This window comes from Erysipelatoclostridium sp. An15, from assembly GCF_002160675.1.
Lineage (GTDB): Bacteria > Bacillota_I > Bacilli_A > Erysipelotrichales > Coprobacillaceae > Thomasclavelia > Thomasclavelia merdavium.
The window spans coordinates 48,595-61,192 of the sequence record NZ_NFLA01000013.1 but is presented as its reverse complement, the minus strand read 5'-3'; the positions used below and the strand labels follow the sequence as shown (position 1 = coordinate 61,192).

Here is a 12,598-nt window from a genome sequence, read left to right as displayed (position 1 = left end):
CAATATAATTCACTCCTTTACAGGAAAGAATTATATCAAAAAAGATTACCCTGATTAATGCAAAGTGTAACCACTTATCTGCAACAATTTGGGTAATCTTATTTTAACTTTTATATGTCTGCACCATGCCGGTGTAGTTCAATGGCAGAACGCATGAATGGTAATCATGAAATTCAAGTTCGATTCTTGGCTCCGGCACCATTTTAAAGTTAATTGATAGAGCATTTATTTTCTAACGTTATTAAAAGACTACAATATTTGTAGTCTTTTAAATCATTTATAGGGTTTAAAATCAAAATTAAAGCCAGTATATTTAAAATGCTTTAGATTTAAATATTGTTCAATATCTCTTGAGGCTTTTAATGAAATATCATTGATACGATATATTTTACCATTATGTTTAACTAGTGGAGTAATATATCTTTTTTTAACATCGATATTAATACAATACTTATCTTTTTGAAAAGAATTGCTGCCATAAAATGAAATCGTTTTTTGAAATCTAATAAAATTATTTTTAAGATAATCATCTTTACAATTTAAAATCTTCTCGATTATTTTTCTTTCTGAAAGCGTATAAAGATCATCGATAGTTAAATAGTCACTAAAATTCATTGATTTTATTATATCTGCTATAAACTGCATTGCTGTTCGATCTTTATCACTTATCCATTGAGGCCATAATTTACAAACAGTATCTATGTATTTTTCGGCAACTTTTAAATCAGTAAATCCTAACTCAATTATATTATCTTCATTAACAAGTATTTCAATATTTTGATAGATTTCCTTAATTGTATCTAATTGCCAAATCCGGTAAAAACTAAGACCGCTAGAAAAATTATACTCAAAGCGATCTGCACTTAATCTAGGAGTATCATTATCAGCAATTGGATATATATGATAATCAATAACATCTTCAATTTTAATATTATCTTTTTTTAATAATGTGCAGATTTCTTTTGAATTTGAAATCATTAGCGCTGTTTTTTCTTCAGTTGCCTCTTGTACTAGCGTATCACCGTATAAAAAATCAATACAATGTTTAAAAGCCGGAGTAGCAATATCGTGGAATAAGCCAGCTAAAGTTTGTTTTTTATCATGAGTAAAATGCCAGATAATTAATGCTACTGCTACACTATGGTCAAGGGTTGAATACCAGTATTGGATATTAAAAAGTTTACAATAATCTAAACCGCAGTTCATGCTAATATGCTTCAATCTTTGCATTGGCAGTGTATCGATGTAATCAACTAACCAATCTGGAAATTCTGGTGATAAGATTTTAAAATATTCTTTGATTTCAGGATGCAAATTATTTATATAGTTGTTCATTAATATACTCCGTTTATATAATTGAAAAAAATCTCGTAACGAGATTTTAATCAGCTTTTATTAAATTATAAATTGCATTGCAATAAATTTCAGTTGCTTTAAGTAACGAATCAATTTTAATATTTTCATTATTTCCATGAATAAAATTATCTTCACCTTCAAATTCAGCGCCGAAAGCAACACAGTTTGGCATTGATTTAGCATAAGTTCCGCCACCAATTGCTTGTGGTTTAGAATTAGTATCACCTGAAACATCAACATATGCTTGATGTAGGGTAGAAACTAATTTAGATTTAGGATCAATATATAAAGCTTTACCAATATCATGATTTTCGTTTAATTGATAATTACTGCAGGCTGTTTGGAATTTTTCAATCATCTTATCAAAATCCATATCATGAGGACAACGTAAATCTAAAGTTATTTTTAAATTTTCTTTGCAATAAGAAATAACACCAAGATTCATAGTTAAAGGTCCCATAGCCCCATTAAAATCAATTCCTAATTTTTTACCATGGTAATCATCAAGATATTCCAATACAAAATCAACTACTTTATTATCAACTACAGTAGCTAAATATTTGCATAAATAAACTACAGCATTAATACCTTCTTCAGGGGTACTAGCATGAGCTGATTTTCCTTTTAAAACCAGTTTAGTATGATTTCCTTCTTCTTCGATAGTTCCAGTTAAATTATTACTATTTAGAAATTTTTGGAAAGAATCAACATATTGTTTATGATTTCCTTCGATTATTGCTTCACAAGTTTCTGGAACAATATTAGGTCGTGATCCTGCACATAGATAAATTAAACCATTTTTTTCAACATTACCAGTTATCTCAAAACTGCAACCAGCTTTTTCACCATAAACAACTGGGAAACCAGCATCAGGGGTAAATCCCATTGTTGGATAAGGCATTTTAGTAAAATAATATTTGACACAGCTGCTACCTAATTCTTCGTTACATCCAAAAATAACTCTAGTTTTCATTTTAGTTGGAATGTTTAATGAGTTAACAATTTTAGCAGCATAGTAACTAGCAATTAAAGGTCCTTTATCATCAGCTACACCACGGCCATATAATTTACCATCTTTAATAACTACTTCAAAAGGATTAGTATCCCAACCAGCTTCATTTACTGGAACAACATCCAGGTGTCCTAAAATTCCTAGAGTTTCTTCACCACTACCAATATCAATATGACCCGCATGTCCATCTACATCTTGAACTTCAAAACCGTCACGGCGTCCAATTTCTAACATGGCATCGAGCGCTTTACGATTGGCAGCACCATAAGGTGCAAATAAAGCAACCGTGCTATCATCTTGCATTGAAGGAATAGCACATAAATCTTTTATATCTTGAAGCATTTGATCTTTTATTTTTAGTACTTCCGATTTAAAATCTATCATTATAATCACCTCGAAAATAATTATAACACTATTAGTTGTATTTTTTAAACAATTTTAATAATAATAGTGTTATGATATAGTAAATAATTAGGAGGTAGAGCATGAAAAATGTAAGATTTCACATAACTGTAAAAGGTATTGTCGTATTAGATAATAAGATTTTATTATTAAAAAGAGTTAAACCATCAACAGATGGACTAGGTTTTTGGGAATTGCCTGGAGGTGGGCTAGAATATGGAGAAACACCTAATCAGGCTTTGATTAGAGAGTTAAAGGAGGAAACAGGATTAGATATTGTAATAATTAAACCAGCTTACACATTTACAAAAATTAGAGAAGATTATCAGACAGTTGGAATCGGCTTTTTATGTATTCCAAAAAATGATCATGTTCGCCTTTCCGATGAACACACTGATTATTGTTTTGTAACGATAGAAAAAGCAAAAGAATTGTTAGATAAAGAAATATATAATGATATTATTTATACTATTGAAGAATATTATCTAGGGCGTGATTTTAGTAAAGCTAACGTATAATTTTAGTTGATAATTTGTAATTTTAAAGTAAAATAGAGTGGTCAGACATTTTTCAAAGGAGATTATATGAACGAAGAAATTATTGGATTAGTAGTAAACGAATTAGAGATAACAAAAAAACAAGTTGAAGCAGTATTATCTTTGTTACAGCAAGGAAATACAGTTCCTTTTATAGCACGTTATCGTAAAGAAGCTACTGGTGGTTTAAACGAAGATCAAATCAGAGACATTGATAAATATTATCAATATCAGGTTAATTTATTGAAACGAAAAGAAGATGTTATTCGTTTAATTGATGAAAAGGGAATGTTAACAGACCAGTTAAAAAAAGATATTTTACAGGCAACTAAATTAAATATCGTTGAAGATTTATATCGTCCTTATAAAGAAAAAAGAAAAACTAAAGCAACTGAAGCTAAAGCTAAGGGATTAGAGCCATTGAGTAAATGGATCTTAAGTTTACCAAATGGTGATATTGAACAAGTTGCCAAAAAATATTTAAATGATAAAGTAACAAGCGAAGCTGAAGCTATCCAGGGAGCTTTAGACATTATTGCTGAAGTAATTAGTGACGATATTAAATATCGAAAATTTGTTAAAGATATTATGTATAAATCAGGAACAATTGAAACTAAAGTAAAAAAGAAAAATCCTGATGAAGATAAAGTATATGAAATGTATTATGATTTCCATGAACGAGTAAATCGAATTGTTTCACATCGAATTTTAGCAATAAATCGTGCTGAAAAAGAGAAGGTTATTACTGTAAATATCGTGATGGATAAAGAATTTTTGATTCAGTATATAAATCGAGGCGTAACTAGAAATAAAACCAGCAGCGTTAATGAATATATTTTAAAAGCTGTTGAAGATAGTTTGAATCGATTATTATTACCATCAATTGAACGTGAAGTTCGTCATGAATTAACAGAAAAAGCTAGTGAACAGGCGCTTAAAGTTTTTTCAGTAAACTTAGAAAAATTATTAATGCAAGCACCGCTTAAAGATAAGATGGTTTTAGGAGTCGATCCAGCATATCGAACTGGCTGTAAATTAGCAGTAGTTGATCAAACCGGAAAAGTATTAAAAATTGATAAAGTATTTATTACGATTCCTAAAGATAATTACGATAAAGAAAAGAAAATTTTATTAGATATAATTAAAAAATATCGGATTGAAATTATTGCTATTGGTAATGGAACAGCTAGCCGTGAAAGTGAAGCTTTTATTTCTAAATTAATTAAAGATAATCATCTTGATGTAGATTATGCGATAATTTCTGAAGCTGGTGCTTCAGTATACTCTGCAAGCAAACTTGCTAAAGAGGAATTTCCAGATTTTCAAGTTGAAGAACGTTCAGCAGTATCGATTGCAAGAAGATTACAAGATCCTTTAGCTGAGCTTGTTAAAATCGAACCTAAAGCAATCAGTGTTGGTCAATATCAACATGATATTAATCCTAAGCTATTAGAAGAACAGCTAGATTTTGTTGTTGAAAAGGCGGTAAATAGTGTCGGTGTTGATATTAATACTGCTTCTGCTTCATTATTACAATATGTTTCAGGTTTAAATAGTGGTGTAGCTAAAAATATTATCAAATATCGCGATGAACATGGTAAATTTACTAATCGTAAGGAAATAAAAAATGTTAGTAAGTTAGGTGCTAAAACATATCAGCAGGCAATTGGTTTTTTAAGAATACCAGGTGCTAATGAACCTTTTGATGCTACAGCTATTCATCCTGAAAACTATAATCAAGCTAAAGCATTGTTAAAGCTAATCAACGCTGATACAAGTATGCTTGGTTCTAAAGAAATTAGTAAAAAATTAGAAACAATTGATAAAGAAAAAGTAATTAATGATTTAGGAATTGATTCTTATACTTTAGATGATATTATTGATAGCTTTATTAAACCTAATCGTTCACCAAGAGATGCTTATCCAACACCATTGTTGAAAAAAGACATTTTAAAAATTGAAGATTTAAAACCAGGAATGCAATTAGAAGGAACAGTTAGAAATGTTGTTGATTTTGGAGCATTTGTTGACATCGGGTTAAAAAATGATGGTTTAGTCCATATTTCTAAGATTTCTAATGAAAGAATTAAACATCCTTTGGATAAACTAAGCATAGGTGACATTGTTGAAGTATATGTCATTGATGTTGATGTAAAAAAACATCGTGTTGCCTTAAGTATGATTAAAAATTAAAGGATGAGTTGATGAAAAAAAGATTGTTTCTACTAGGAATAGTTGTTTTGTTGTTAAGTGTAGTTAGTTTATCAAATTTAAAATCAAACCAGGATCAAGAAGTTGCTTTACCTAAGACAACAACTTTAGAAACTGAAGTAATTGAATATGACGAACTAACTAGCTATATTGAACTATTTAAAACGGGGGATATTATTAATATTGAAAATTCTAATTATTTAAGTTCATATGCTATTCCAGGCCGTTGGAAACATTCAATATTTTATTTAGGGACATATCAGCAGTTCAATGAAGTATTTACTGTTGATGATAAATATTATCAAGAGATAAATAATCATTATCAAACTAAAGATGAAATTTTGGTTTTAGATAGCAACTCTACCGGGGTGAAAATCAGGACTCTTGATCAGATGGCTAATTTAAAAAAAGAATCTTATTTAAAAGCGTTAACCGGATATCGTTTTAATGAAGATAAAAATTTCATAAAAAATTATTTAAATCGAGCTTTAGATTATTTAGATACGCCTTATGATTATAGTATGACAACTTATGATGATAGTGCTTTATATTGCAGTGAATTAGTCTATTATGCCTTGTTAGCTAATGATATCGAGATAAATAAAACAAGTACTATAGTTGATCATATAGTTATTACTCCGACGGATTTAAGTGATTTTTTAGAAACATTAGATGATATAGAGCATGTCTATCTATTAGAAAAAAATAATGAACAAATAGTAATAACATAAAAAAGATGCCATGGCATCTTTTTTATTTAAATAATTCAGTTGATAAATAACGTTCACCAGTATCTGGTAATAAAACAACAATATTTTTATCTTCACCAGGTAATTTACTAGCACCATGTAAAGCAGCTCCAGCAGTAATACCCACTAATAAACCTTCTTTTTTAGCTAATAATCTTGAGGCTTGATATGCATCTTCACTAGAAACGGTAATAATACTATCGATTAAATCTAAATCTAAAATATCAGGAATAAAATTTGCTCCAATCCCTTGTAAATCATGAGGACCAGCTTTTCCTTTAGAAATTAATGGCGAATCTTCAGGTTCAATTCCAACTATTTTAATATCTGGATACTTTTCTTTTAAAACCCGAGCAATTCCAGTAATAGTTCCACCAGTACCAATACCAGCAACAAAATAATCAATGTCATCATTAAAATCTTCTATGATTTCTAAAGCAGTGCTTTCTTGATGAGCTAGAGGATTATTAGGATTGACAAATTGACCAGGAATATAACTGTTTTCAATTTTATCAGCTAATTCGTTAGCTTTATCAACCGAACCTTGCATTCCTTTTTTGGCTGGAGTCAGTACGATTTTAGAACCATAAGCTTTTAATAATTTTTGTCTTTCAATTGACATCGTTTCTGGCATAGTTAAAATTAACTCATTACCATAGATGGCACAAGCAATTGCTAAACCAATGCCAGTATTTCCGCTAGTTGGTTCAATAATAGTAGTTTTTTCATTAATTAATCCATCTTGATAAGCTTGTTTAATTAATTTTAGACCAACACGATCTTTAACACTGCCACCAGGATTGAAAAATTCTACTTTCGCAAATAGGTTATTATTGATTTTTTTTGCTGCTTTATAACGTTCTATTTCAATTAATGGTGTTTTTCCGATTGTTTCTAAAACACTTTTTTTAATACTCATAAATTCACATCCTTTTTTTAGTTATACCACTATTTATGAAAAGATGGTAGAGAAATAATAAATTTATTTCATTGTCATGGAAAAAATTGTTATTTATAATAATTTTAAAGGGGATTGATTATGAAAGATTATAAATATTTACAAGTTTATCAAACAATCATCGATGATATCGAAAATGGTTATTTAAAATATCAGGAAAAAATACCATCAATTAGACAAATGGCTAAACGTTTAGATGTAAGCAGGACAACGGTAGAAAGCGCATATTTACAATTATTGGTCGAAGGATATATTTTTGCTAAAGAAAAAGTTGGTTATTTTGTTGATGTTCAATATCAAAATCAATCAAAAAAAACAGTTAAAGCAGAAAATTCATTAGCATTAGATAATCATACCTATCGTTATGATTTTAGTGGACGTTTAGTCGATAATGAAAGTTTTAATTTAGATATTTGGAAAAAATACATAAAAAAAGCTTTGAATCAAACTGATGATTTAATGTGCTATGGCGATCCTCTAGGGGAAAAGGCTTTAAGAGCAGCTTTACAGCAATATTGTCATGAATTTAGAGGATTGAGTCGACCAGTTGACCATTATATCATTGGAGCTGGTTTTCAAATTCTTTTATATCATATTTGCAGTTTATTTAAAAAAGATAATTTAGTAGGTATAGAAGAAGGCGGTTTTAAACAGGCTGAAGCGGTTTTTCATGACTGCCATATGCAAGTTGTTAAACTACCAGTTGATGATCAGGGAATAACGATTGAAGGATTGCAGCGGACTAATTTAAAACTGCTTTATTTAAATAGTTCTTCAGGGGGATATCATGGTCATCCTATTAAACAACAGCGACGATTAGAAATTATTAATTATGCTCGTGCTAATAATGTTTATATAATTGAAGATGATCATAATGGTGAATTGAAGTTTAATAGCAAACCAATTGATGCGATGTCTAAATTAGATAATGATCGGATATTTTATATTGGTTCTTTTTCTAAATTGTTGTTACCATCAATTAGAATTAGTTATATGGTTTTACCAAATAATTTAGTAAGTGATTTTCTTTTAAAAGTTAATGATTATCATCAAACTGCTTCAAAACTAGAACAATTAGCTTTAGCAATGTATATTGAAGATGGTCAATTAGCTAGGCATTTAAAACGTTTGCGTAAGCACTATCGTTTTAAAGGAAATCATTTATTGAATGAATTGAAGAAAGCTTTTCCTAATCATCATTTTGAATTATATGAAACAGCTCTTAAAATCACAATGGCAATAGAAGATGATTTAATAGATTATTATATTGAAACTGCTAAAAGGAATAATATAAATGTTACTAAAAACAGTAGTAATCAATTAGCACTTTCATTTTCTGGAATCCTAGAAAGTGATATTGATGAAGCGGTAAGTTTATTAAAAAAAATATGGTCAAAAAAATAGTGGTTGCATTAACCACTATTTTAATGATTTAAATGTTTGCAGCTATAATAAGCTGGAATACCATTTTTATAAGTAATATGAACTTCACCTTGAATTAATGGGAATAAATAATCATATAGTTCTTTAGTAATACCATTATGATCATCATTGATCCATTCAGTAGGAATCTTTTGTTCTAAATTAGCTACTTCACGAACATCAGTAGAAATATAGTCAATAACATATGGGTTATTAGAAATTCGTTTAAATCCCATTACTTGACCAGATTTTTTAGTCATTGCAGTTTCTACTGCTTTTTGACCAATTACAAAAGATTCATTTAAATCAGTTTTACTTCCAATATGCATAGCACATCTTTGTAGAACATTTAATTCAATACTACGTACTTTACATTGGAATTCTTTAAATACTAATGATTCAAGCATTTTACCAGTTCCTGAGTGAAGAACATGACCGAAAGCATCTTTTTTAGCGTATTTTGAATTATCATCAAGGAAATGACCATCTTTGTCTTTAATTCCTTCACTAACAGCGATAACAACACAACGTTTACGTTTAAAGACTTCACGGATATCATCTAAGAATTTATCTTTATCAAAGACAACTTCAGGTAGATAAATTAAATCAGGGGCATCATTATATTCATTTCGAGCTAATGCTGCTGCTGCAGTTAACCAGCCAGCATTACGTCCCATGATTTCAATGATCGTAACTGATTGTAATTGATAAATTAAACTATCATGAACTACTTCTAGAATTGATGAAGCAACATATTTAGCTGCTGAACCAAAACCAGGGGTATGATCAGTTCCCATTAAATCATTATCAATAGTTTTAGGAATACCGATAAATTTAATTGGGCTATTGATTGATTGGGCGTAATCATCTAATTTCATAACAGTATCCATAGAATCATTACCACCAATATAGAAAAAATCAGTAATTTCTAATTTTTCTAAGATTTCAAATAATTTGACATAAGTTTCTTCGTTTTCTTTATATGTAGGTAATTTAAAACGACAAGATCCTAAATACATCGCTGGAGTCTGTTTTAAAGCATTAATTTTTTCTCCGGTATCAAATTCTTTTAATAAGTCCATATAACGGCCTTCTAAAAGTCCTTTAATACCATTGATCATTCCATAGACATTTTCATATTCTGCTGTTGATTTTGCTTTATGGATGATACCAGCTAAGCTTGCATTAATTGCTATTGTGGGTCCTCCAGATTGTCCAATAATACAATTTCTCTTTTTCATTTTATTCTCCTTTATTACGAACACATTCTAACATTTTTAGACATTAAAAAAAAGTAGTTAATGCTTTTTTCGTAATAAGAAATATAAAGATGTTACTAAAATAATAATTAAAAGAATATTTATTAGGCGACTATCAAAATTTTGTTTACTAGAGGTGATTTTAATTTCGGTTGTTTGTTTTTGCGTAATAAAATCTAATAAATTGATTTTAACTTCGTTGTTGTTTATGTTACCGTAATTAGTTTCCGTGATTTTACCCGGTAGAGAAATTTTTAAATTAATTTCTAATCCCATATTTTCTAAAGATAAAAGAGATGAATTATTGATGTCTTGTAATTCACTGCTATTTAATAAACTGTCAATAAGATCTTTAGGAAATAGTACTTGATAGGTATTATTTTCTTGATCATAACTAATATAATTTAATAGCATGTTATTAATATTATCTGGGGCATTAAGAGCAAAACCGACATAACTTACACCATTGATTGATTCGTTTAATTCTTTAATTTGCCAGTTTTTTAACTGGTTTACTGCAAGTTTATTTTGAATATCTTCTAATGTTGTATCATATGTAGAAAGTATTTCTTTCTGGCATAATAATTCAATAATTAAATTAGCTTTTTCTAGATTAGTATATTTAATATTTACATCTCCTTTGACACAGCCGCTAAGGAAAAGGAGTGAAAAAACAATTAAAATGATTTTTTTGACCATTATTTACACCTCAAATAATATTGTGCCACATTCTTTGATTTATATAATTAAAATATAGATTTGAAAAAATTTATTGTTTATAATTTTAATATGGTTAACATATAGTTCACATTAGCAATTTAAAATAAAAATGGTGATATCGATGAGAGTAGAAGTAATATATACGAATAAATCCAAACATATTAAACCAGTGGCCGAAGCGATGGCTCGCTGGGTTAAAACATATGCTAAATCAATTAATGATTTTGATAAAAATGCTACTATTGATTTATTACTGATTGGTTTTGATGATTCAGTAAGAAAAGATAGTGAGTTAGAAAATTTTATTAGAAATTTAGATCGAAAAAATGTCCATAATATTGCACTATTTAATGCTTTCTATTTAAATGATCATAAAATGACCAATATGATTAAATTATGTCAGGAAACTAATTTACCACTGATGAGAGAACAATATTCATTTAAATTAACATTTAAGCAGTTAAAAGAAATTGATCAATGTGTAATTGATGGGGCTCGATTATATATAGAAGATATGGTTAATATAGTACGTGATTATTATTAAAGGCAATAATTCAGTTGATTAGCTAACTGGATTTATTGTCTTTTTTAATTTGTAGATAAATAATTAAATCCAAGATTATATATAGAAAAATGATAATATCTATGATACAATTTTATCAATTTTAGGAGGAATTATTATGGATAATAAAGAATATGGTTTTGAAACACTACAAATACATGCCGGGCAACAACCTGACCCAGTAACAAAAGCAACAGGATTGCCACTATATTTATCAAATGCTTTTACATTCGAAGATGCTGATCAAGCAGCTAGAATTTTTGCATTAGAAGAAGGGGGATATTTTTATTCACGATTATCAAATCCTACTGTTGATGCTTTACAAAAAAGAATGGCAGCATTAGATGGTGGTGTTGATGCAGTAGCTTTTGCTTCTGGAACAGCAGCCATCATGGGAATGATCATGACAGTTTGTCAAAGTGGTGATGAAATTATTGCTGCTAACAACTTATATGGGGGAACAATTGGATCTTTATCAGGAACAATGACAGGAATGGGATTTAAATCACATTTTGTAGATCCTAAAGACTTAACAGCTCTTGAAGAATTGATTAATGATAAAACTAAAATTATTTTTGTTGAATCTGTAGGAAATCCAAATGGTGATATGCTTGATTTTGATGCCATTAGTGCCATTGCTAAAAAATATGGAATTTTATTTGTTGTCGATAATACAACACCAACACCATATTTATTTAGACCAATCGAACATGGGGCTGATTTGGTAGTTTATTCAACTACTAAATATTTAGCAGGTCATGGTAATGTAATGGGTGGTATTGTTGTAGATTCTGGTAATTTTAACTGGAAAGATAATCCACGTTATCCATTATTTAATACACCAGATAAAGCATATCATGATATCGTTTATGCTAATTTAGGACAAGGAGCATTTTGTACTAAAGCAGTAGCAAAAACTTTACGTGATTTAGGTGGATGTATGTCACCATTTAATGCTTATATGACATTATTAGGGTTAGAAACATTATCACTTCGAATGAAAAAACATGTTGAAAATTCACGAACTCTTGCTAAATTTTTAAATGAATGTCCTGATGTTGAATGGGTTAGCTATGCTGAATTACCTGATAATCCTAATTATGAATTAGCTAAAAAATATTTCCCTAATGGTTTTGGTGGATTATATACATTCGGTGTTAAAGGTGGCGTTGAAGGTGGTAAAACAGTTATTAATAATATTAAATTATTTATTCATGTAACTAATTTTGCTGATTCACGTTCATTACTTACTCATCCTGCAAGTACTACACATGCTCAAATGTCTGAAGAAGAACGATTAGCTGGTGGAGTAAAACAAGAAACTATTAGAATGTCAGTTGGTTTGGAAGATGTTGAAGATTTAATCACTGATTTAAAACAAGCTTTTGCTAAAATTCAATAATAAAAAATA

General features: G+C 29.1%; 11 protein-coding genes and 1 tRNA gene. 7 read left to right on the top strand and 5 right to left on the bottom strand.

Features of this window, described 5'->3' with window-relative positions; all coding sequences use genetic code 11:
- The first annotated feature begins 127 nt into the window (after positions 1-127).
- Positions 128-201 (top strand) — tRNA-Thr (locus B5E92_RS06165).
- Between the two features lie 72 nt (positions 202-273).
- Here the strand turns inward: B5E92_RS06165 and B5E92_RS06160 are convergent.
- Entirely contained in the window at positions 274-1,335 is a 1,062-nt protein-coding gene (locus B5E92_RS06160; protein WP_087300248.1) for an HD domain-containing protein, read from the bottom strand.
- A 46-nt stretch (positions 1,336-1,381) separates the two neighbouring features.
- Positions 1,382-2,752: a dipeptidase PepV gene (gene pepV / locus B5E92_RS06155; protein ID WP_087300246.1), complete on the bottom strand. Its 1,371-nt coding sequence runs from the start codon at positions 2,750-2,752 to the stop codon at positions 1,382-1,384.
- 101 nt (positions 2,753-2,853) lie between these two features.
- Between pepV and B5E92_RS06150 the strand changes: the two genes are divergently transcribed.
- The 3 genes from B5E92_RS06150 to B5E92_RS06140 all read left to right on the top strand — a co-directional run bounded on the left by B5E92_RS06150 (position 2,854) and on the right by B5E92_RS06140 (position 6,248).
- Positions 2,854-3,288: an NUDIX domain-containing protein gene (locus B5E92_RS06150; RefSeq protein ID WP_087300244.1), complete on the top strand. Its 435-nt coding sequence runs from the start codon at positions 2,854-2,856 to the stop codon at positions 3,286-3,288.
- 66 nt (positions 3,289-3,354) lie between these two features.
- Entirely contained in the window at positions 3,355-5,499 is a 2,145-nt protein-coding gene (locus tag B5E92_RS06145) for a Tex family protein (protein WP_087300242.1), read from the top strand.
- An 11-nt stretch (positions 5,500-5,510) separates the two neighbouring features.
- Positions 5,511-6,248 (top strand): YiiX/YebB-like N1pC/P60 family cysteine hydrolase, encoded by a 738-nt coding sequence (locus tag B5E92_RS06140; RefSeq protein ID WP_087300240.1) that lies wholly within the window; start codon positions 5,511-5,513, stop codon positions 6,246-6,248.
- A 22-nt stretch (positions 6,249-6,270) separates the two neighbouring features.
- Here B5E92_RS06140 and cysK read toward each other — a convergent pair whose 3' ends face one another.
- A complete protein-coding gene (cysK, locus tag B5E92_RS06135) occupies positions 6,271-7,185 on the bottom strand; it encodes a cysteine synthase A (RefSeq protein WP_087300238.1) in 915 nt (304 codons plus the stop codon).
- Positions 7,186-7,305: 120 nt separating this feature from the next.
- Between cysK and B5E92_RS06130 the strand changes: the two genes are divergently transcribed.
- Complete coding sequence (locus B5E92_RS06130) at positions 7,306-8,628, top strand: PLP-dependent aminotransferase family protein (RefSeq protein ID WP_087300236.1); 1,323 nt, start codon at positions 7,306-7,308, stop codon at positions 8,626-8,628.
- 20 nt (positions 8,629-8,648) lie between these two features.
- Here B5E92_RS06130 and B5E92_RS06125 read toward each other — a convergent pair whose 3' ends face one another.
- Positions 8,649-9,887 (bottom strand): 6-phosphofructokinase, encoded by a 1,239-nt coding sequence (locus tag B5E92_RS06125; protein ID WP_087300234.1) that lies wholly within the window; start codon positions 9,885-9,887, stop codon positions 8,649-8,651.
- Positions 9,888-9,944: 57 nt separating this feature from the next.
- Positions 9,945-10,604, bottom strand: a complete 660-nt coding sequence (locus tag B5E92_RS06120; RefSeq protein WP_087300232.1) for a hypothetical protein — start codon at positions 10,602-10,604, stop codon at positions 9,945-9,947.
- Between the two features lie 142 nt (positions 10,605-10,746).
- Here B5E92_RS06120 and B5E92_RS06115 point away from each other — a divergent pair, with 142 nt between their 5' ends.
- The gene (locus B5E92_RS06115) at positions 10,747-11,169 is read left to right on the top strand and encodes a hypothetical protein (protein ID WP_087300230.1); all 423 of its coding nucleotides are present in this window, start codon (positions 10,747-10,749) and stop codon (positions 11,167-11,169) included.
- Between the two features lie 136 nt (positions 11,170-11,305).
- Complete coding sequence (locus tag B5E92_RS06110) at positions 11,306-12,589, top strand: O-acetylhomoserine aminocarboxypropyltransferase/cysteine synthase family protein (protein ID WP_087300228.1); 1,284 nt, start codon at positions 11,306-11,308, stop codon at positions 12,587-12,589.
- Positions 12,590-12,598: the final 9 nt, after the last annotated feature.